A 22,639-nucleotide genomic window follows, 5' to 3' on the forward strand; every position below is an offset into this window, starting at 1 on the left:
GAATACGTTCGGGTGGATGCTTCTAGCTTTTCTGCTTCTAACTCCTGGCTTTTCTTAGAGGCATAGAGCCAGCCATTCTTCGTCGGAAAGGCCGTAGTCGATGGGGTTTTCGTGCACTAAAGCCCGATTGCTGAGCTTGGGCAGAATGTTTTGGGGTGGTACCAGGTAGTCACTGGCTATCCGGTCGAGGGCGGCGCGGCCCCGGCGCACGATGATGGTGCCGCACTCCGGCCGCTCTTGTATCACGGGGTCAACAAGCAACAGCAGGTCGCGCCACTCAGCCACCGTCGCCGACGATTTGCCGAGGCGCTCCGTAATATCGTCGCGTAAGTTCTGTACTACGCGCAGCAGCGCGTTCGGGGCAAGGGCAGAGAGCCGAGAAGCAGCGTTAAGCATAGTAGAAGAAAAAGGGTACCCTAAATAATACGCAGTTGGGGTTTGGAAAGATACCTTTTTACCAGATGATGACCGACAGATTCGTAAGAAATAATATAGTCATAAACCATAGTTTTTTGGTGCGGTTGGCTTCTCTTTGGCTGGCAGCTAGTTATCTACACTAGGCAGCACAACAAGTGAGTCACACACTTTAATAAAGACAGTTCGGCGCGCTACTACCCCCTCAAATGTTGAGCTTGAAGAAGCTAGCGGGGCCTTTGCCTTTCAGAGAAGACTGGCGCACCACCAAGTCGCCGGTAATGACGAAGGTGCGAGGCTGAAACTGTTCCTTCTGCTGAATCTGCTCTAGAAACAGGCGGGCTGCCTGCTGCCCTATCCGGTATGGGTGCAGGTTCACGGTGGTCAGCCCCGGCTCTATCATAGAGGCCATAAACTCATCACCAAAACCCACTACAGCCACCTCTTCGGGCACCCGAATATGCCGGGCTTTCAGCGCAATCAGTAGGTCGAAGGCATTCACGTAATTGATGGCGAAAATGGCGTCGGGCGGGTTGGGCAGCGCCAGCCAAGCATCTAGGGCCGCCACCGCCGACTCGGTTCGGAAGTCGATGTGCGCCCGTAACTCGTCGAGGATCGGCAGTTTGTATTTCTGAATGGCGCTCAGGTAGCCGGCCAGGCGGTTGCGGCTAATCAGCAGCGACTCGGGGCCGGCCAGGATGGCAATGCGCCGGGCGCCCTGCTCAATTAAGTGCTCAGTTACTTGAAAGGCTCCGTTCCAGTCATCCAGAATTACCTTGGCGCTATCCACCTCGTTGCTAACCCTGTCAAAATGGATTACCGGTACGCCCCGGCACGCCTGAGGCTTGACGTGGTCGAAATTCTCGGTTTCGCGGGAGTGGCAGATGAGTAGGCCATCCACTCGGCTAGCAATCAGGGCCTGCACATTGCTGACCTCCGTAGCGTACGACTCTTTTGATTGGCAAATCATCACCCGGTACCCTGCTTCGGCTGCTACCTGCTGAATGCCACTGATGGCTGTAGCGAAAAACGGCCGCTCGATATCCGGGATAACCACTCCTATAGTATAGGTTTCGCTGCTTTTCAAGCTTTGCGCCAACAGGTTTGGGTGATAGTCAAGTTGGCGAGCTACCTCTATAATGGCTTGCCGAGTGGTGGCACTAATATCAGAATGCCCATTCAGCGCCCTCGACACAGTAGAGGGTGCTACGCCCAGCGCCTTGGCCACGTCGCTGATGGTGGTCTGGCGGCGCTTACGCTCTGGAACGGCCAGTGGCTTTTCGTCGGTGAAATGGAAGTTGCAGGCTTTGCACTGGTAGCGTTGGCGGCCCCGTACAAATCCGGCCCGCATAACCGAGTCGGCCAACTGGCACTTAGTGCATTTAATCATTTTGTAAATGTGATTATTTGAAAGCGGAGCAAACTCTCGTCTGAATTATCCTTCTAAGTAAATACATGAATTGGAAGTATAATGTACCATTTTTCTTTTCAGAAATAATAAAGGTTGTTTGCCTATCGGTAGCGTTTCCGGTAACGTTGCCGATAGTTTTTGTTTGATTATGGGCTGATTTGCCTGTTTTTTTATGAATGCAGTATGTAGTTCTGCACTATATTCGATAGTTGAACAGCCAATAACACGGCAATAGATAGTTTTCTGCTGATATCAATCAGATAGTTGAGAGATAGCCGAGTAATTGAATTTTACTTGGTCAGCGAATGTAGCCATTCTTTTGTTCACATCTCCCAGCATTCCATCTACCTCCCATCCTTCGACTCCTTCCGACGTATGAAATACCTGCTTGGCTACGACATCGGTAGCTCCTCGATAAAGGCGGCCCTGCTTAGCGTGGATACCGGCCAGTGCGTGGCCAGCGTCACGTCGCCAAGTACCGAGATGGAAATTACGGCGCAGGTAGCCGGGTGGGCCGAGCAACGCCCCGAGCGGTGGTGGCAGGAAGTAGTGAATGCTACTAAGTTACTCAAGCAGAAATACGCCTTCGATCCAGCTTTAGTGGCGGGTATCGGTATTACCTACCAAATGCACGGGCTGGTGCTGCTCGATAAGGCCGGCCAAGTGTTGCGCCCCGCCATTATCTGGTGCGACAGCCGCGCCGTGGAGTTTGGCAACCAGGCATTTGCTGCGCTAGGCGAAACCTATTGCCTTGATAACTACCTAAACTCGCCGGGTAACTTCACCGCTTCCAAACTGAAGTGGGTGAAGGAAAACGAGCCTGACCTATACGCCCGCATCCATAAGATACAGCTGCCCGGCGACTACATTGCCTACCAGCTGACTGGGCGCATGCAAACCACAGTTTCGGGTTTGTCGGAAGGCGTGTTCTGGAACTTCCGGGAGCAGGGTATTGCGTATGATTTGCTGGCCTATTACGGCATCAGCCGCGAGTTGCTGCCTGAGGTAGTAGACACCTTCTCCGAGCAGGGCCAGCTCACGCCAGAAGCGGCGCAGGAACTAGGCTTGCATGCCGGGACGCCCATCAGCTACCGGGCCGGCGACCAGCCCAACAATGCCTTCTCGCTGAATGTACTGCAACCCGGCGAAGTAGCCGCTACGGCTGGCACCTCGGGCGTGGTGTACGGCATCACCGATGCCCCAGCCTCCGACCCTCAGTCGCGGGTGAATGCCTTTGTACACGTAAACAGCACCATTGAGCAGCCCCGCAACGGGGTGTTGATGTGCGTAAACGGTACCGGCATCCTGAACAGCTGGTTGCGCAAAATAGTGGGCGAGCTGCCCTACGAAACCATGAACCAGCTGGCGGCGCAGGCCCCGGTTGGTGCCGACGGACTGCTGTTCCTGCCCTTTGGAAATGGCGCTGAGCGGATTCTGGAAAACCGCCCCACCGAAGCCGAACTGCACGGGCTGAGCTTCAATATCCACTCGCGCAACCACGTGCTGCGCGCCGCCCAGGAAGGGATTGTGTTTGCGCTGCACTATGGTATGGATATCATGCGCAGCATGGGCGTACCGATGCAAACGGTGCGGGCCGGCAACGCCAACATGTTTCTGAGCCCGGTTTTCCGCGAGGCTTTCGTGAATTCCGGTAACGTAACGCTGGAACTTTACAACACCGACGCCGCCCAGGGTGCCGCCCGCGGGGCTGGCATTGGAGCCGGCGTGTATGCTAGCCCCGCCGAAGCTTTCGGCAGCCTGGAGCGCATCCTGACGCTGGAACCTACTCCGGCGCTGCAAGAGCAATATCAGGGCACGTATGCCCGCTGGCAACAAGCTCTTACTAACCAGATTCTTCCAACCCAAACCACCCCATCGAATGTCGCTCAACACGCTTTCTAAGACGGAGTTTTTCACGGGCATCGAGCCTATTAAATACGAAGGCCGCGAGTCGGACAACCCGCTGGCATTCAAATGGTACGACCCAACCCGCGTGGTAGCCGGCAAAACCATGCAGGACCACATGCGCTTCGCCGTGTCGTATTGGCACACGTTCACTGGCACCGGCGGCGACCCATTCGGCCCCGGCACCAAGCAGTTTGCCTGGGATTCGCACCACGAAATTGTGGGTCGTGCCAAGGACAAGGCCGATGCTGCATTCGAGTTCTTCACCAAGCTCGGCACGCCGTACTATTGCTTCCACGACATTGACCTGGTGGATGAAGGTGGTTCGCTGAAAGAGTATGAAAGCAACCTGAGCACGGTGGTTGAATACCTCAAGCAGCACCAGCAGGACAGCGGCGTGAAGCTGCTGTGGGGCACGGCCAACGTGTTTTCCAACCCGCGCTACATGAACGGCGCCAGCACCAACCCCGATTTCTCGGTGGTAGCCTATGCGGGTACGCAAGTGAAAAACTCCATCGACGCGACTATTGCGCTGGGTGGTGAGGGTTACACCTTCTGGGGTGGCCGTGAGGGCTACATGACCTTGCTCAATACGAACATGAAGCGTGAGTTGGCGCACCTGGGTCAGTTCCTGACCGTGGCCCGCGACTACGCCCGCAAGCAAGGCTTCACCGGCAAATTCTTCATTGAGCCGAAGCCAGCCGAGCCGACCAAGCACCAGTACGACTTCGACGCCGCTACGGTAATTGGCTTCCTGAAAGAACACGGCCTGGAAAACGACTTCATGCTGAACTTGGAAGTGAACCACGCCACGCTGGCTGGCCACACTTTCCAGCACGAGTTGCAAGTAGCCGCCGATGCCAACCTGCTGGGTAGCATCGACGCCAACCGCGGCGACTACCAGAACGGCTGGGATACCGACCAGTTCCCGAACAACCTGAACGAGCTGACTGAGTCGATGCTCATCATTCTGGAGCACGGTGGCATCAGCCCCGGCGGTATCAACTTCGACGCCAAAACGCGCCGTAACTCCACCGACCTGGAAGATATCTTCATTGCCCACATTGCCGGCATGGACACCTTCGCGCGCGCATTGGTAGTAGCCAACGATATTCTGGAGAAGTCGCCTTACAAGAAGTTCCGGACGGAGCGCTATGCCTCGTTTGATTCCGGCGACGGCGCTGCTTTCGAGAAAGGCCAGTTGACCCTGGAAGACCTGCGCACCATTGCCCATAAATCGGGCGAGCCGGTAATGCGCAGCGGCAAGCAGGAGTGGCTGGAAGCCATTATCAACCAATACATCTAACCTAAAAACTGATAGCAGGTATCGGGTCGGCAAGTAACTGCCTGCTGACCCTTTGGCTCACCGGGTGACTTGCTACCATAAAGAAATTACAAACGGAACCGGCCGGTCTTCGAAAGGGCGTGGGAACCCAGGGGAGGAGCCGGCCGGCGCTGTTTGTTGTTTGTAAATGGGTATCTTGAGCACCACTGAGTTTTAACTTGTTGGTGCTCTTTTTTATGCTCTCTTTTTCCGTATCCCACCCGTTCACCAATTCCCGCCGCAAGTGGAAATTGGGTTTCTCCACCTTCCTTAGCACTGGCTTAGCGCTGGCGCTGGCTGGCCCGGCCACGGCCCAAACCGTCGCTATGACCGTGCAGCCCGGCGACCCGAAGCTCATCGTCAGCAAACACATTCAGGGCCAATTTGCCGAGCACCTAGGCCGCTGCATATACGACGGTTTCTGGGTGGAGCCTGGCTTGAACGTTCCCAAGAAAGGCCGCATCCGCATGGATGTGGTGGATGCGCTCAAGAAAATCAAAGTGCCTAACCTGCGCTGGCCCGGCGGCTGCTTCGCTGATACCTACCACTGGCACGACGGCGTAGGCCCGAGTGCCCAACGGCCCAAAATGCTGAACCTATGGTGGGGCAACACCTTGGAAGACAACAGCTTCGGAACGCATGAGTTTCTAGAATTGTGCGACTTGCTGGGCACCGAGCCCTACCTGGCTGCCAACGTGGGCAGCGGCACCGTGCAGGAAATGAGCAACTGGATGGAGTACCTCAACTCCGATGAGGATACGCCCATGGTGCAGGAGCGTCGCAAAAACGGCCACCCCGCGCCCTACAAAGTATCGTGGTGGGGCATCGGCAACGAAAGCTGGGGCTGCGGCGGCAACATGACGGCCCAGTACTACACCGACGTGTACAAGCGTTACGCCACCTTCGCCCACGATTACCCCGGCACTCGGTTGAAGAAGATTGTGAGCGGCGCCAACGGCGACGACGCCAACTGGACCGAGACGTGCATGAAGAACATCCCGCTCAACCAAATGTGGGGCCTGACCTTGCACCAGTACACCTTGCCTACCGGCAGCTGGAGCGGCAGCAAAGGCAAAGCCACCGGGTTCGGCGAGCAGGAGTACTTCAACACCCTGCGCAACGGGCTGCGGATGGACGCCATTGTGGCCAAGCACGCGGCCATCATGGACAAGTACGACAAAGACAAAAAGGTGGCCTTGCTGGTGGATGAGTGGGGCATCTGGACCGATGTGGAGCCCGGCACCAACCCCGGCCACTTATACCAGCAAAACACCCTGCGCGACGCCCTGCTGGCCGGAACCACGCTCAACATCTTCAACAACCACTGCGACCGGGTAAAGGGCGCCAACTTGGCCCAGGTGGTGAACGTGTTGCAGGCTGTCATCCTCACCGACAAGGAAAAGATGCTGCTCACGCCCACCTACCACGTGTTCGACCTGTACCAAGTGCACCAGGATGCCCAGTACCTGCCGCTACAATTCAGCAGCCCCGACTACGTGCTGAATGGTGAGAAAATCCCGGCCCTAAATGCCTCGGCCTCGAAAGACAAGAACGGCGCAGTGCATATTTCCCTGGTCAACCTCGACCCAAAAAAGGCACTGACGCTGGAAACGGCACTACCCGGCGTGCAGTGGAAAGCAGTAACGGGCCGCGTGCTGACGTCGGCCAACGTGAGTGACCACAACACGTTCGACAAGCCTAACACGGTGCAGTTAGCCGACTTCAAAGGCGCCAAGAAAAAAGGCCAAACCTTAGCCGTAACGCTACCCGCCAAATCCATAGTGGTGCTGGAGTTGAAGTAGATAGTAGTTCACACCAAAGCAGAAGAGCCCGCTCAACTTATTGAGCGGGCTCTTCTGCTTTAAAGCCTTTCTAAAACAGAATGGATTCTCAGTTGAACGGTGTAGAGACGCGACACTTCGCGTCTCGGCGTCGCTAAGGTTGTTTAGCCGAATGAACCTAACGGCGCGGCCGCCGAGACGCGAAGTGTCGCGTCTCTACACCGTTCAGCTGTGGCAAACGGCTATGTATTAGATAAGCTACGGGTAATGCCCAATTCCAAACCGCGCAGTTCGGCTAGGCCGCGCAGGCGGCCGATGGCGGAATAGCCGGGGTTGGTTTTCTTGTGGAGGTCGTCGAGCATCTGGTGGCCGTGGTCGGGGCGCATGGGCAGGCTGGTTTGGCGCTGCTGCATGATGTGGACTAGCTCGCGCATTACGGCGTACATGTCCACGTCGCCTTCCAGGTGGTTGGCTTCGTAGAAGTTGCCGGCCTCGTCGCGCTGGGTGCTGCGCAGATGGATGAAGTGAATCCGCTCCGCGAATTGCTGCACCATGGCGGGCAGGTCGTTGTCGGGGCGCACGCCGAACGAGCCGGTGCAGAAGCACAGGCCATTGCGCACTGAGGGCACGGCGTCGGCTAGGGCCTGCACATCGGCGGCGGTGCTTACCACGCGCGGCAAGCCCAGGATGGGGTAGGGCGGGTCGTCGGGGTGAATGGCGAGGTTGATGCCGACTTCCTCGGCCACCGGCACAATGGCTTGCAAAAACAAAATCAGGTGCTCTCGTAGCTTGGCGGCATCAATACCATCGTACGCATCCAAGGCCTGCTGAAACTGCTGGAGCGTGAAGCTTTCCTCGGAGCCCGGCAGGCCGGCAATAATATTGCGCTGAAGCAACTGCTTTTCATCGTCGCTCATGCCAGCCAAGCGGGCTTCGGCGGCGGCAAGTTCCTCGGCGGAGTACTCACTGGCCGCGCCGTACCGCTTGAGCAGCAGTGCGTCAAACGCTACAAATGCAGCCTTCTCGAAGCGCAGCGCTTTCGAGCCATCTTCCACTTCGTAGGCTAGGTCGGTGCGGGTCCAGTCCAGCACCGGCATAAAGTTGTAGGTGACCGTAAATATGCCGCAGGTGGCTAAGTTGCGCAGGCTCTGCTGGTAGTTGCTGATGTGCTGTTGGAAGTCGCCGGTGCGAGTTTTGATTTGTTCGTGTACCGGCACGCTTTCCACCACGCTCCACGTCAGGCCGGCGGCGGCTACTTCCTGCTGGCGCTTCCTGATTTCCTCCACGGTCCATACTTGGCCGTTCGGAATGTGGTGCAGCGCCGTTACCACGTCGGTGGCGCCGGCCTGGCGAATATCGGGGAGGCTAACTGGGTCCTTGGGGCCGTACCAGCGCCAGCTTTGGATAATGGGCATATTATGGGAGTTGATTATCAAGTCGAACGGCTTTCTAAATCGAACGTCATTCCGAGCCTGCGAGGAATTTCGCGTGCTGACGATAATGTGATTCTATTAGAAGTGGTAAAGATGCCTCGGGAAACTTATCATGACAATACTGCGGCAGCGTCAGCCAGCCAGCAGACGCCAGATCAAGGATGACATACTTAACTATAGCAACATCAGCACGCGAGATTCCTTGCTAGCTCGGAATGACCCGTTCTCAGTTGCGCACAAGGTTTGCTAGCTACACCCCGCTGTATGCGTTGAAGCCGCCATCTACCAGCACGGTTTCGCCGGTTACGAAACGGGAGGCGTCGCTGAGCAGGTAGATGAGGGTGCCGGTCAGCTCGTCGGGCTCCCCGAAACGCTGGAACGGCGTGTGGTTGATGAACTTACGGGCCCGGTCGGTGGGGCTGCCGTCGGGCTGAAGCAGGAGGTTGCGGTTTTGCTCGGTCAGGAACACCCCAGGCGCAATGGCGTTCATGCGGATTCCGCCGCCGTAACGCAACCCCAGCTCCACGGCCATCCATTGGGTGTAAGCCTCCACCGCCTTTTTGGCCATGGTATAGCCCAGCACCCGCGTCAGGGGCCGCTGGGCCGTTAGGCTCGATATGTTCACGATGGAGCCTTTGCCTTTCTCAGCCATCACTCGTCCGAATATAGTGGTCGGAATTACCGTGCCGAACAAATTTAGGTCTACGGCGCGGCGGGTGTCTTCGAGGCTGAAGTCGAACAGATCCTGGTCGGGGCCGACGGTGGCGCCGGGTAGGTTGCCGCCAGCGGCGTTTACCAGGCCGTCCACGGTACCCCAGGTGGTTAGAATTTCGTCGCAAGCAACCTGCATCTTGTCTTTATCAAGTACATCGGCCAGCACGGCAATGGCTTCACCCCCGGCGGCTTTGATGGCGGCCACTCTTGCTGCAGCCCGGTCGGCGTCGCGGCCCAGGATGGCCACTTTGGCCCCGGCTTCCGCCACAGCCAACGACAGTGCTTCGCCTAATATGCCTGTTGCGCCGGTGACAACGACAACTTTGCCGCTGAGTGAAAATTGGTCGAGTGAAGACATAAAGCGAAAGGCTGCTACAGGAAAGTGAAACAAGTAAATTAAGAGGAGAAGCGCCGTAAGCAGATACTCTATACAATATCAGCCGGGCGCTCCACCGCACGAATAACCGCACATTCAGCCTGACTTTGCGGCTTTAAAGCGGGTTTATCTACGTAAACGTTTCCAGCACACAGCCGAGCTTTTGACCGCTATCCAGACTCTCAACCTAGCGTGTTGCCCACTACTCATGTGGCTTGCACGCAGGCGGTGGCGTTGGTTGAAATGCAGTAGATTTACTTGCTACACGAAGCTGCACCACCCATTCTCACCCACATTTTAGCGCCGGTAAAGCGTCTCAATGAATCCAGTTAACTTAAAGCTACTCGCCCAGAAACTGAACCTGTCGATTGCCACGGTTTCCAGGGCCTTGCAGGACAGCCACGAGGTATCTATGCAAACTAAAGAGCGGGTGAAAGCTCTGGCTGCCGAGTTGAACTATCAGCCGAATGCTTACGCCAGCAGCTTGCGCCGCAACGTCAGCAAAACGATTGGGGTAGTTATTCCGGAAGTGAACAATCATTTCTTCTCGCTGGCTATCAACGGTATAGAAGAAGTGGCCCGCCAGCAAGGCTACCACGTGCTCATCTACCTCACCCACGACGACCACGACCGGGAAGCCGACATCACCCAGTACCTGACCGGGGGGCGCGTGGATGGGCTGCTGCTGTCGGTGGCGGCTAGTGCCAGCCAGGATTTCAGCCACTTGCAGAAGCTCTACGACAGCAAGCCGGCCATTGTGTTCTTCGACCGAGTGTACGAGGAACTGCCCACGGCCAGCGTGACCACCAACGACTACGAGAGCGGCTACCTGGCCACCCGGCACCTGATTGAGGCTGGCTGCCGCCACATTGCGCACTTGCTGGTTTCGGGCAACCTGTCCATTGGCCGCATGCGCATGCAGGGCTACCGCGCCGCCCTGGAAAGCCATGGCCTTACCTTCGATGAAACCTTGGTAGTGAACGGCAACGACAACGACGAAGCCAACACCCAGCTGATAACCGACCTGCTACGCCAGCGCCCCGAACTAGACGGTATATTCGCATCGGTTGAACGCCTGGCTATCAGTAGCTACCAGGCCTGCCACGCCCTAGGGCGCGCCATTCCTACCGATATCAAGGTTGTGGGTTTCTCTAATCTTGGGGTGGCCGCGTTGCTGAATCCGGCCCTGACCACCATCACCCAGCCGGCCTACGAAATTGGCCGGGAGGCCGCCACCATTCTGCTGCGTGCTATTGAAAAGAAGCTCCCGATTCTGCCTTCGCAAAGCGTGGTATTGAACTCCACACTATTCCCCCGCCGGTCAACTGCCCGCGGCTAGTTCCAAGTAAGTTTCGTCTGGTTTTCAGTTCATTGAACGAGTAGGAGGGAGGGCGCGGTTTGGTAGCTGTAATGCGTGCTGAAGAGCATTGTTATCCGGCGAAGGACGGCTGTTTCCGCTTGCCGAAGAGTATTAGATGTTGGTTGGCCTGCCAAAGGCTGCGCAGAAGTTGGACGGTACCTACCTGAAAATGGCTAAAATTGTGATTCTGAGCGCCCAATGCAACAAGCTGCGGGAATGCCAGCTCTATTACCGAAATTGTAGGCGACTTATCACGTTCTGAGGGAATTCTCTATGAAGCAAGCTGCTTTCAGATGGCTTTGCATGGTGATGCTGGGGATGAGTACCCCTGGGCTAGCCCAGCAAACAAAGCCGCAACCATCTAAGCCCCAACAACCTGCCACGCCCGCCGGTGCTGCCACGGCGATGCCTAAGTTTACCGGCACGCTGTCGTCGGAGCCCTTCCAGTTCATACAGGATGTGCAGCTGATGATGGCTACCACCAAAAGCGCCTCGGCTATTAGCTCCGGTATCCGGCTCCAGCAGCTGTGGGCCAGCAACAAGCTGACTGCTACGCAGCAGCGGAGCGTAATTGCCCTGTCGCAGGAGATGCTGAAGCTGGGTTACCGGCCGCGCCCGCACTTCGAGTCGGTGTTTACGAGTTTGGTGGCTGGTGCTACGGTTCAAAACATGAACGACCAGCAGATGGATGGACTGCTGGATGTGCTAACCAAAACGGTGCACAATATTCCGGGGCCGGAAGCCGCCAAGTTCATTGCTTCTACCACCCAGTTCCTCGAAAAGAAGATACTGTATAGCTCGCGCTACAATAAGCTGCGGGTAACGGGCGGCACATTCTCGTTTGCCTACAATGTGGAAGACATGCCCAGCATGGCTCCGGCCCCCACGCCGGTGGTAGAGCCGACTCCCGCGCCGGCTCCTACCACACCCGCCAAGGCTGGTGCCAAACCTGCCACCAAAAAAGTTGCGCCCAAAAAGCGCAGCAGCGACGGCTGGGATACCGCCGACATGTGGAGCGGTGGCAGCAGCAGTGGCTGGGGCGACGACGGTTGGGGCGCACCCGCCAAAAAGACGCCGGCCAAAACACCCGCTAAAGCCGGCACGGCCGCCAAGCCCGCCGCCCCCGAGCCCGAGCCGGTATTTACGCCCGCACCTTACTACGACAACTACGTGGCACCCCCCACCAAAGGCCCAGTACTGGTGCTCAAGGATGCCGACCTAGTAATTTCAGCCAACGCTGACTCCGTTACCATCAGCAAAACTAGTGGCGCCGTGGTGCCTCTGACTGGCCACTTTGTGGGCTACGGCGGGCAGTATAACTGGCAGATAAACGGTAACCCCGTTACCGCCGATTTGACTTCGTATGACTTCGAGTTGAGCCGGGCCGAGTTTACGGCCGAGCCGGTAATGCTGACGTACCCGGCGGTGCTGGAAGCGCCAGTGAAAGGAGCGTTATCATATAAGAGCGTAAAGAAAAAGCCGGGTGCTACTGATTCGGGCTATCCGCGCTTTATCTCGCTCACCAACAACGCCCGCGTCAAGAACATCGGTGACAACATGCGCTATTACGGTGGTTTCTCGCTGGCAGGGGCGCGCACATTGTCGGCCTCGCTGGATGGGTCGTTGTCGCGTATTTTCGTGGATTTGGATGGCAAGCCCAAGTTTCGGGCTGCTAGCCGCGCCTATATACTCGGCGACTCGATCATTACCGCCGACCGAGCGTCGGTGACCATTTTCGAGGATAAGATTGACTCGCTCACCCACCCCGGTGTGAAGCTGAAGTTCTCAAAGAAGGGCCAGGTATTGCAGTTGGCCCGCGAAAACGGCCTTTACAAAACCACGCCCTACTTCGACTCCTACCACCAGATGGAAATTACGTCGGAGCTGCTGACGTGGCCCATCACCACGCCCTACATCGACTTCTCCATCCTGACCGCCAAAAACCAGGTAACGGCCGGTTTCGAGAGCAAGGAATTCTATACGAACACTCGCTACCAGCAAATCAAGTCCATCAATAAGCTGCACCCTTTGCAGTTGGTGGTAGGCTATAGCGCCGAAAACGGCAACGTGCGGCGCTTCACGGTGCAGGATGTGGCTACGTTCCGCAACATTCCGGCGGCCAACGTACGCTCCACGGTGGCCGGCCTCGCGCGTGACGGCTACATCGACTGGAATCCGCAGACGCAGCAAATTACGCTACGGCCGAAGGCGCTGCACTACGTTAACTCGTCGCGCGGCAAGAAGGACTATGACCACATTGCCATCAAGAGCTTGTCGCCCTCGGGCAAAAACGCCACGCTCGACCTGAACACCAACGACCTGATTGTGCGGGGCGTAGACCGGTTCAACTTCTCCGACGACTCGGCCACCGTATTCGTCCGGCCTGATTCCAGTATCATCCGCATCCAGAAAAACCGCGGCGTGCTGTTCAACGGTACCGTGGTAGCCTCGGCTTTCGTGTTCAAGGGCAAGGAGTTCAAGTTCGACTACGACGGGTTCTTCATCGATCTGGCCAAGATTGACTCGATTATCGTGAAGGGCAAAAACTCGAAAGGCTCGGTGATGAAAGCCAAAGCCACCGACTTCACGCTCACCAACAAGAAAAAGGAGTCGTCGGGTAAGCTCTACATCAACCATCCCAACAACAAGTCGGGCCGCAAGAAGCTAGGCGCGTATCCTTCATTCGATGCCAGCACGGGTGCCTACGTGTACTTCGACAAGCCTGAAGTGCTGGGCGGCGCCTACGATACTACGGTGTATTTTGATATTCCACCGTTCAAACTCGACTCGCTCAACAACAAAAACCGCGCAGCCGTGGGCTTTAAAGGCACGTTTGTGTCGGGCGGGATTTTGCCTCCCATCAAAACCAAGCTGGGGCTGATGGATGATGGCTCGCTGGGATTCAACTACGACCTGCCCAAGGAAGGCGTGCCGGTGTACGGCGGCAAGGCGCGGCTCTTCAACAAAGTGAAGATGAGCAACCAGGGCATCCAGGGCGACGGCGACCTGAAATACCTGACCGCCTCGCTGAAATCCGACCAGTTTGTGTTCTACAAAGACTCGGTGGTGACTGTGGGTAAAGCCGGTGTGGTACAGCCGGGTCCGCTCAATGGGGTGGAGTTTGCGAAGGTAAACCTGCCGGTAGGCTATCAGATGAAGTGGGCCGTGAAATCGGACTCGATGTACCTGAGCAGCCAGCCCAACGGCTTGCCGCTGAAGATGTACGGCGACCAGTACGGTTTCAAGGGCACGGCCACTCTCACGCCCGGCGGCCTCTACGGCAACGGGGGCATGGAAGGCCCACAGTCCTTTATCCGCTCGCCCAAAATGGCGTTCAAGCCCACTAGCTACTCGGGTAAAAACTCCACGCTGAGCGTCAAGTCGGCGGAGGTGAACAAGCCCGCCCTAACGGCCAACAACGTGGAATTTGCCTTCGACGTGAAGAATGCCAACACGTCGTTTGCTCGCATGGAAGGCGACAACAAATCCAGCATCGACCTGCCGTACTCTGACTACAAAACCACGCTGTCGGGCGGTAAGTGGGACTTCAAGAAGAAGATTGTGCAACTGAAAGTAGCGCCCGGCGCCGACTCCACTCGCTCGTACTTCTACTCCACCAAGAAAGAGCAAAACGGTCTGAAGTTCCGGGCTGCTACCGGGCAGTACGACTTAGCGCGCTACCGCCTAGTGGCGGGCGGCGTACCCCGCATTGCCGCCGCCGACGCTTGGATTGAGCCTGATTCCAACAAGGTGTACATCCTAGCCAACGCCGTGATGCGTCCGTTCCAGAACGCCAACATTGTGATGGACACGCTGGCCAAGTTCCACAGCCTCTACAAGGGTGCCGTACAGGTAACTTCGCGCAATGCCTTCACCGGCAATGCCCTCTACAGCTATAAAAACGCTGCTGCTGATTCGTTTGCCATCAAGTTCGCCAACTTCCAGGTGGACTCGACCGGTACCGGGCTGATTGTGGCGAAGGACAAGGACGGTAAGCCGGCCAAGGTCAGCACCAAGAAGCGCAAGCAAACCGACGAGCCGGTAGCACCAGCCACGTTGGCTGTGGCCAATATTCAGGCTACCGAGAAGTTCCATCTGGCGCCGCGCATTGCCTACCGGGGCGGCGTAAACATGAGTTCCAAGCAGAAGGGCTTCACCTTCGATGGCCAAGCCCGCCTGGAATTCAGTGACAAGCCGAATTCCGCCGAGTGGTTTGCCGTGCAGGACAGCATCGACCCCAAGGCAGTACGCATCAAGATAGTGGAGCCAAAAACCGATGACGGGCTCCCGATGCTAACGGGCCTGTTTGTGTCGGAGGACGCGGGGGGGATCTATCCGCTGTTTGTGGGCAGCAAGCCTACCGCCACCGACATGAACCTGTTCACGGTGAATGGGCACCTAACATTTGACGCCCGTAAGCGCATTTTCACCATTGCCAACCACGATCTGACCGACCCCAATATCTACGAAGGCTCCATGCTAACCTTCAACGACTCGACGGAGGCCATGAAGTTCCGGGGCAAGCTGAACCTGATTACCTCCAACAAGGACTATAGCATCACGGCGGCGGGCGTTGGTACTGGCAACGTGGATAGCAGCCGGTACGCGCTGGACACCTTCCTGGCCTTCGATATCAACCTGCCCGAGAAGGCTATTGAAGCTATGGGCGCCGATATGGCTTCTAATACCAAAGGCTCGCCGGAAGCCCTTAATGGTTCGCAGGATGAGTTTTACAAGCTGGGCGAGTTCATGGGCAGCAAGGCCGTGCAGAGCTACGCCGAGCGGCGTGGTAAGTACGAGCCCCTCCAGAAACTCTCGCCGAAACTGCTGCACACAGTGGTGCTCAACAAAGTGGACTTGCGCTGGAGCCCAAAGTTCAAGGCGTGGTACTCGGTGGGCAAAATTGGCCTAGTGAGCATTGGCAAGAAGGACCTGAACGTGCTAATTGACGGCCACATCGAAATACGCAAGGAAGCCGGTGCCGACATAGTGGACTTGTACCTGGAAGCCGAACCGCAGACCTGGTACTACCTCAAGTATTCGGGCGCCGCATTGCTGGCCAAAGCCCAACATGGCTCGTTCGACGAAATTATCGGCTACAAGGCCAAGGGCGACTACAACACGGCCACTCAGTACGGCTTCTATCTCGGCGACGACCAAGAGGTGCAGCAGTTCTTGACCCACTTCCGCAAGGACTACCTGAACGAGGACCCGAAGAAGAAACGCGCCATTGTATCGTCGGCCCCAGCAGGCGGCAACATGGATGCGGAAGAAGAAACCGGCAAAAAGAAAAAGAAGAAAGGCAACGAGCCCGCCTTCGATGCCGATGGGATGCCGATAGATGAAGCCCCAGTTGACGCCAAGAAAAAGAAGAGCAAGAAAGAACTGGCTGCCGAGGCTAACGACCCGTTTGGCGGGGGCGATGCTAACGCCGCGCCGACCGAGCCCGTGAAGAAAAAGAAGACAGAAGAGCCTGCCGCTGACCCAACCGCCGACGCTCCAACCGAGGATATCAGCAAGAAGCAGAAAGCCAAAGCGGAACCCGCCGCCCCCGTCCCCGCCCCCGCCGACGCTGAACCAGCCGTAGATGCCAAAGCGGCCAAGAAGGAGGAAGAGCGCAAGGCGAAGGAGGCCGAAAAGCAGAAAAAGGAAGACGAGAAAAAGGCGAAGGAGGAAGAGAAAAAGAAGAAAGCCAAAGAAAACGACCCCTTCGGCGACACCTGATTACCAACGCCCCGGCCATAAGCCGGGGCGTTGTTTTTTGCCCCAGAGTTGAAAGCTAAAAAGGAGGGGAAGTAGCTTTCTAGCATATAGCCTGCAGGCTTTTTATCCGTACTTCTATCTTTGGCGTACTGCCCTACATTCTCCTGCCCTTTCCCACACTGTATGAACCTACCATTAATCATTGGCTTGTTGGTGGCCGCTTACCTGCTGGGCTCCATTCCTACCGCGTTGTGGGTTGGCCAGCGCTTTTTCGGCCTCGATATTCGGGAGCATGGCTCCGGCAATGCCGGCGCTACCAACACGTTTCGGGTATTGGGCAAGAAGCCGGGTTCCTTCGTGATGGCCATTGATGTGCTGAAAGGCTGGGCCGCTACCTCGCTGGCTCAGGTGATGCTGAATCAGGGTGCCATCCGTTCCGAGCAGTTGCTGTACTTCCAACTGGCGTGCGGCATCCTGGCCATTGTGGGGCACATTTACCCGATATTCGCGGGGTTCCGGGGCGGCAAAGGCGTAGCCACGGTGCTGGGTATGATGTTGGCCATTGCGCCGGCCACGGTGGGCGTCTGCATTCTGGTGTTTTTGGCAGTGCTGGCAGTTTCGCAGTACGTCTCCTTGTCCTCCATGACGGCCGGCGTCACATTTGCGCTGTTGCAACTGCTGCCCGCGTTTCGGCCGCAGAACCCGTTGCTGCTGTGGTTCGGTTTTATTCTGGCGGGGCTCCTAATTTACACGCATCGCGCCAACATCGGCCGTCTCCGCGCCGGCACCGAAAGCCGCGTGCCGCTGCCGTGGAAACGGAAGTAGGAGAAAACAATTTTTGAATAAATGTAAAGCGTGTCAGAAATATGATATCAAGAATATTTTTTATCGTAGCTGTATCGTTTTCATGTTTTTCATGTAATGATATTAATAGTAATGACTTAGATAAGTATCCGGAATTTAAAGGAAAATATATAAAAGAAGAAGTTGAGTTATATATTAAAAGAAATAATCCTCGAAAGGATGCTGTATATTATATTGAAGTCAATCGCCGAAACGATACTGCAATTATAGAAATGTCCTCGGCTATGCATAGAGAGCTTATAGACAGGCTGGCTCCATGTGAGCTGATAAAATTAAATGGAAGCCCTGTGCTGATAAAGCATTATAGTTGTAAAGAAGCTGATGCGCCATCATATATTAAGGAGTTTGTGCGTAGTAATTTAAAAGATTACAAGCCCATTATAAAAATAAGAGCTAATGGTGATACAGTAGAGTATCATGAAAATATATTTTACGACCCCGAAGTAATGACAATATATCTACGTGGCGGTTTGATGATTACTACAAAAGCTAACGATGCTTATTTAAGTAATTAAGTTTAGCGGCTCGCCAAAGCATATACTATAACCCTACTACCTTTACCCCCGCATTTCCCACTAACCCTACTGCCCGCATGGCTTCTTACCTCGCTAGCAACCAAGAGCGTTTTCTCAATGAGCTGATCGACTGGCTCCGCATCCCGTCCGTTTCCGCCGACCCCAAGTTTCAGGCCGACGTGCGCAAAGCCGCCGACTTCCTGGCCGACCGTCTGCGCGAAGCCGGCCTAGAAAACGTGGAGCTGTGCGAAACCGCCGGCAACCCTATCGTCTACGCCGATAAAATCATCGACCCCAGCCTGCCGACCGTGCTGGTGTACGGCCACTACGATGTGCAGCCTGCCGATCCGTATGAGCTGTGGACGTCGCCGCCATTCGAGCCCGTTATCAAGGACGAGAAGATCTACGCCCGTGGTGCCTGCGACGACAAAGGCCAGGTGTACATGCACGTGAAGGCCTTCGAGGTGATGATGCAGGAAGACGGCGGCGTGCCTTGCAACGTGAAGGTGATGTTTGAGGGCGAAGAAGAAATCGGGTCCAATAACTTGGGCATCTTCGTGAAGGCCAACAAAGAAAAGTTGGCCGCCGATGTTATTCTGATTTCTGACACCGGCATGCTCGCCAACGACGTGCCCAGCATTGAGGTAGGCTTGCGCGGCTTGAGCTACCACGAGGTGGAAGTAACCGGCCCGAACCGTGACTTGCACTCCGGCCTTTACGGCGGCGCGGTGCCTAACCCCATCAACGTGCTCTGCAAGATGATTGCCAGCCTGCACGACGAAAACAACCACATCACCATTCCCGCGTTCTACGACAACGTAGCCGTACTAAGCGCTGAGGAGCGCGCCGATTTGAACCGCGTGCCGCACTCCGACGACGAGTTCAAGCAAAGCATCGGCCTCAAAGACATCTACGGCGAGAAAGACTACACCACCGTGGAGCGCATCGGCATCCGGCCCACGCTGGACGTGAATGGCATTTGGGGTGGCTATACCGGCGAAGGCGCCAAAACGGTTATTGCATCGAAAGCCTTTGCCAAGATTTCGATGCGCCTGGTGCCCAACCAGACCTCCGACGAAATTACGGCCCTGTTCCAGCAGCACTTCGAGAGCATTGCGCCCGCCGGCGTAACCGTAGTAGTCCGGCCCCACCACGGCGGTGAGCCAGTGGTAACCCCCACCGACTCGGTAGCCTACAAAGCCGCCGCCGATGCCATGGAAACCACCTTCGGCAAGCGCCCTATCCCTACCCGTGGCGGCGGCTCCATCCCGATTGTGGCCATGTTCAAGAGCGAGCTAGGTCTGGATACTGTCCTGCTCGGCTTCGGGCTAGATTCCGACGCTATTCACTCACCAAACGAACACTACGGCGTCTTCAACTTCCTGAAAGGCATCGAAACCATTCCGCATTTCTACCGCAACTATGCGGCGGCTATGAAGGCGTAGAACGATCGTCGTATAAACTAAAAAAGGGATTCTGCATCAGCAGAATCCCTTTTTTAGTTTATACGACAGATGGCGCTATCTGCCAAAACCCAGCATGTAGCCCAGGTAAAACTGCATGGTGCTGTTGCGGATATTGGTGCGAACCGTGGTGTCCAAAAAGTCAATGTCGCGGTAGAGGGGGGTGAGGTCGGCGTTGTAGCGCCAGCCAATCTGAATGCCTGTTTCGTTTTGGTAGCCGAAGCCCAGCGAGAAGCCATAGGTTTGGGTGTTGAAGACACCTTTTCCTGCCGACACCACTTCGTCGTCGTTGGACCGTACCGAAAGAAGGCGGCTAACCCGCGGTCCTGCTTCCAGATATACATCGTCTAAGGTGTATTGCGCCAGCACCGGAATATCCAGATAGGCCAGTTGGTGCATAATGCTGGGACCATACTCCAAGGAGTTGTCGCCTTTAAGCGAATATTGCGCTTCAGCTTGTAAGCCAATATGTTGGGTTACGTTGAATTGAAACGCCGCGCCAGCGTGAGCACCCAGCCGTAGTAAACTTTCTTCGGCATCGGCCCCAACCCCGTCCGATACGTTGCCGCCCAGCTTCAACCCAACTCGCATTTTTTGCGCCAGTCCTGCGTAGCTACCAACGAGCAGCAGCACAAGTACTATACACTTCTTCATAGAAATAGGGTAGGTAAATAGCTTCATTATGAGCGGAATAGCGCTTAATGCGAGGCGTTGCGTTGATATATGCTGGACCAATCCAGTAAGGCTACGCAACGAGCACCAAGGCATCGAAACATCCGTACAGCTGCGTAGCTAGGAGGCGGCAATGAAAGCGTAGTTTGCTTATCTAGTTTCACACACAAAAGTTTGGTTGCCAATGAAGTAACCAGGCTTTTGCCTGAATTTTTTGCCTGAAAGCTAGTTGCCTTGAAACGAGTAAGTGAGGTATAGCTGGAAGGCGCTGTTGCGGATGTTGTTCTGTATTTTGGTGGTGCCCACTAACACCGATTTTTCAATGTTGGTAATGCCGCCGTTGTAACGCAGGCCAACCCCGAGCCCGGCTTTGCGCTGGTAGCCCAGCCCGAATATATAGCCGGCATCCACGGTGTTGTAGCGGGCCTTGGTATCAAGAAGCTGGGTATCCACTTTGTCTTTTGCGGCTACCAGAAAACCCACCTGCGGCCCGGCCTCAAAGAACAGACCATCCACGTTGATATGAAATACCAACGGCACGTCTACGTAATCGAGGCGGGTATGTATTGTGGGGGAGGTAGGGGACTTGGCTCCTTTGCGAGAATAGATAACTTCGGGCTGAAACGCGAATAAGCGGCTAAATCCGAGGTTAATAAAACCGCCCGCCTGAAAGCCAAATGCGTTTTCACGCTCAAATGACTGCTTGCCCACAAAGTTAGACAGGGTGCCACCGGCTTTCAGTCCCAAGGATACATTGCGCTGGGCGTGGGCAGTTCCAGCAAGAATAGTAAGAAGCGCTAACGACAGAATTTCTTTCTTCATAAGTGTACGTGTGGCCAGCAAGGCCGTGAAAAACGGCCCGAAGCTATAACGAAAAAGGGTGGTGCTTTACTATATAGTATCGCACCAAATCTTCAAGGCAGCGTAATAAAAGAAGGCTTGGCGCGCATTCAACACTATAACCTCACTATGTGGATGCCATATCCAAAAACAAGAAGCACGAAAAAGCCCCGCAGCAGTAAGATGCGGGGCTTTTTTATGTGGTGCTGAAGGGCAGATTACTATTTACCGGGTAGCAGGAAACCTACCGACGCTTGAAACACCGAGTTGCGGGCGTTACGCACGTCATTATCGGAGTAGCCGTCCTTGCCGAAATCGGTGAACGAGCCGTTGTAGCGGATACCAAGTAGCAGGCCTGAATCCGACTGGAAGCCCAGCCCAGCCGCGTACCCGATTTCATTGCGGTTCACGTTGTCGAGGTTTTGGGTATTGGAGCCCTGGCTGGCGGTGTTGCCATTCACCGAAAACTTGGAATCGTCTTTCACCTTAAGCAGGTAGCTATACTGCGGACCTGCTTCCACAAAGAAGCCACCGGTATTTATTTTCAGAAGCACCGGTACGTCGATGTAGTTATACGTCCGGTCGCCCTCGTATTTGTAGCGGTTGCCTAGAATCGTGAATTCATTGTTGGCATACTTGAAGCCTTTCTGTGAAAACAGCACTTCAGGTTGCAGCGACAAAAAACCGTCGCCAGCTAGCCCTACATTAAGCATCACACCACCGTGAAAGCCCAACTTGTTCTCGAAACGGTCTTCCTCGGTCAGGTCGCCGGACAAGTTGGATAAGTTGGCGCCGGCCTTAACACCCAGCCGGATGCCCTGTGCGTGAGCGGCTGATGCCAGTGCGAATGCCGCGGCAACTGTAGCCAGGATAAAGAATTGCTTTTTCATTACAATGAAGAAATGGAGGTAAAAGAGCAAGTGCTATAAACAGCCCTACTTACGTAACAGTGCAGTTGGTGTTGGTGTACAGCCGTTAAAAACAAAAAACCGACTGCTCTCACGTGAGAAACAGCCGGTTTTTTGTTTGACCTATACTACCAACTATTTGGTTGGAATCAGGTAGCCGAGTTGCAGCGTGAAGGCATTGTTGAATGCTTTCGGCTCGTTGTCGGTGTCTTTGGTGTCAATGAGGGAGTTGAAACCACGAGCGTAACGCAGGCCCAGGCTAATGCCGCCTTCGGTCATGTATCCTACACCGGCTACACCGCTGATATCAAACTGCGCCAAGTCAGACTTAGACGATTCGCCGCGCTTGATGCCGCTGTAGTCCAAGAAGCCGCCGTCGTTGTCTACTTTGTCCTTGGTACCGTCCACGTATTTCGTGGTAGTCTGCGACTTGTTTTTCGAGCCGAATAGGTAGCTCACTTGCGGGCCGAGTTCGAAGAATAAGCCACCAGCGTTGATTTTAGCCAACAGTGGTACGTCGATGTAATGCAGAACGCGCTTCTGCTCTTCCTCTACCGATTTGATGTTAGCGCCTAGATTCGAAGTCTGTTTCGTTTCGATTTCGTAGCCTTTGCGGTTGTAAAGCAACTCCGGCGCAAACGAGAAGAAACCGTCGCTGCTCAACGGGATAGAGAAGCTTAGACCAGCGTTGTACCCTAGTTTGTAGTCGCCGAGGTCAGAGCTGTAGTTAGGACCTGTAATCTGGTTTACGTTGTCGCCAGAGATATTGGAGAACGTGCCGCCTACCTTAACGCCGAGACGGAATCCGCCAGCGTCCTGAGCTTGGGCAAAAGAAACGGAGGCAACAGCCGCTGCAGCGGTAAGGGTGAGAAACTTTTTCATGAAAAAATAAAAATGGAGGTGGCAAACACAAATCAGCAGCACTAGCCTGAACCCGAGGTCCCCGGTGAACCGCT

Annotated in this window: 16 protein-coding genes; 8 read left to right on the top strand and 8 right to left on the bottom strand. The window is 55.5% G+C overall.

Annotated elements, in window-relative coordinates; genetic code table 11:
* Positions 1-54 precede the first annotated feature (54 nt).
* Entirely contained in the window at positions 55-396 is a 342-nt protein-coding gene (locus G536_RS0120410; RefSeq protein ID WP_022825463.1) for a hypothetical protein, read from the bottom strand.
* 223 nt (positions 397-619) lie between these two features.
* Positions 620-1,804 carry a substrate-binding domain-containing protein gene (locus G536_RS0120415; RefSeq protein ID WP_022825464.1) on the bottom strand — a complete coding sequence of 395 codons (1,185 nt, stop codon included), beginning with the start codon at positions 1,802-1,804 and terminating at the stop codon, positions 620-622.
* Positions 1,805-2,200: 396 nt separating this feature from the next.
* Between G536_RS0120415 and G536_RS29110 the strand changes: the two genes are divergently transcribed.
* The 3 genes from G536_RS29110 to G536_RS0120430 all read left to right on the top strand — a co-directional run bounded on the left by G536_RS29110 (position 2,201) and on the right by G536_RS0120430 (position 6,856).
* Positions 2,201-3,727: a xylulokinase gene (locus G536_RS29110; RefSeq protein WP_022825465.1), complete on the top strand. Its 1,527-nt coding sequence runs from the start codon at positions 2,201-2,203 to the stop codon at positions 3,725-3,727.
* Positions 3,705-5,036, top strand: coding sequence for a xylose isomerase (xylA, locus tag G536_RS0120425; protein WP_022825466.1), 1,332 nt, complete (start codon positions 3,705-3,707; stop codon positions 5,034-5,036). The genes G536_RS29110 and xylA overlap by 23 nt, the downstream gene beginning before the upstream one ends.
* A gap of 215 nt (positions 5,037-5,251) precedes the next feature.
* The gene (locus tag G536_RS0120430; protein ID WP_084708744.1) at positions 5,252-6,856 is read left to right on the top strand and encodes an alpha-N-arabinofuranosidase; all 1,605 of its coding nucleotides are present in this window, start codon (positions 5,252-5,254) and stop codon (positions 6,854-6,856) included.
* 221 nt (positions 6,857-7,077) lie between these two features.
* Here G536_RS0120430 and uxuA read toward each other — a convergent pair whose 3' ends face one another.
* A complete protein-coding gene (uxuA, locus tag G536_RS0120435; protein WP_022825468.1) occupies positions 7,078-8,250 on the bottom strand; it encodes a mannonate dehydratase in 1,173 nt (390 codons plus the stop codon).
* A 268-nt stretch (positions 8,251-8,518) separates the two neighbouring features.
* Positions 8,519-9,340, bottom strand: a complete 822-nt coding sequence (locus G536_RS0120440; protein ID WP_022825469.1) for an SDR family oxidoreductase — start codon at positions 9,338-9,340, stop codon at positions 8,519-8,521.
* 337 nt (positions 9,341-9,677) lie between these two features.
* Here G536_RS0120440 and G536_RS0120445 point away from each other — a divergent pair, with 337 nt between their 5' ends.
* The 5 genes from G536_RS0120445 to G536_RS0120465 all read left to right on the top strand — a co-directional run bounded on the left by G536_RS0120445 (position 9,678) and on the right by G536_RS0120465 (position 19,245).
* Entirely contained in the window at positions 9,678-10,697 is a 1,020-nt protein-coding gene (locus G536_RS0120445; RefSeq protein WP_022825470.1) for a LacI family DNA-binding transcriptional regulator, read from the top strand.
* Between the two features lie 426 nt (positions 10,698-11,123).
* The gene (locus G536_RS0120455) at positions 11,124-16,442 is read left to right on the top strand and encodes a hypothetical protein (protein ID WP_157530806.1); all 5,319 of its coding nucleotides are present in this window, start codon (positions 11,124-11,126) and stop codon (positions 16,440-16,442) included.
* 162 nt (positions 16,443-16,604) lie between these two features.
* Positions 16,605-17,246 (top strand): glycerol-3-phosphate 1-O-acyltransferase PlsY, encoded by a 642-nt coding sequence (plsY, locus tag G536_RS0120460; RefSeq protein WP_022825473.1) that lies wholly within the window; start codon positions 16,605-16,607, stop codon positions 17,244-17,246.
* A gap of 41 nt (positions 17,247-17,287) precedes the next feature.
* Positions 17,288-17,800: a hypothetical protein gene (locus tag G536_RS32310; protein ID WP_157530808.1), complete on the top strand. Its 513-nt coding sequence runs from the start codon at positions 17,288-17,290 to the stop codon at positions 17,798-17,800.
* A gap of 77 nt (positions 17,801-17,877) precedes the next feature.
* A complete protein-coding gene (locus G536_RS0120465; protein WP_022825474.1) occupies positions 17,878-19,245 on the top strand; it encodes a dipeptidase in 1,368 nt (455 codons plus the stop codon).
* A 75-nt stretch (positions 19,246-19,320) separates the two neighbouring features.
* Here G536_RS0120465 and G536_RS0120470 read toward each other — a convergent pair whose 3' ends face one another.
* The 4 genes from G536_RS0120470 to G536_RS31010 all read right to left on the bottom strand — a co-directional run bounded on the left by G536_RS0120470 (position 19,321) and on the right by G536_RS31010 (position 22,565).
* Complete coding sequence (locus G536_RS0120470) at positions 19,321-19,917, bottom strand: porin family protein (RefSeq protein ID WP_169515133.1); 597 nt, start codon at positions 19,915-19,917, stop codon at positions 19,321-19,323.
* A gap of 243 nt (positions 19,918-20,160) precedes the next feature.
* A complete protein-coding gene (locus G536_RS31005; RefSeq protein WP_022825476.1) occupies positions 20,161-20,757 on the bottom strand; it encodes a porin family protein in 597 nt (198 codons plus the stop codon).
* A 239-nt stretch (positions 20,758-20,996) separates the two neighbouring features.
* Positions 20,997-21,665 carry a porin family protein gene (locus G536_RS0120480; RefSeq protein WP_071837785.1) on the bottom strand — a complete coding sequence of 223 codons (669 nt, stop codon included), beginning with the start codon at positions 21,663-21,665 and terminating at the stop codon, positions 20,997-20,999.
* A 153-nt stretch (positions 21,666-21,818) separates the two neighbouring features.
* Positions 21,819-22,565: a porin family protein gene (locus tag G536_RS31010; RefSeq protein WP_022825478.1), complete on the bottom strand. Its 747-nt coding sequence runs from the start codon at positions 22,563-22,565 to the stop codon at positions 21,819-21,821.
* Positions 22,566-22,639 lie beyond the last annotated feature (74 nt).

It is taken from the genome of Hymenobacter norwichensis DSM 15439 (genome assembly GCF_000420705.1).
GTDB lineage: Bacteria > Bacteroidota > Bacteroidia > Cytophagales > Hymenobacteraceae > Hymenobacter > Hymenobacter norwichensis.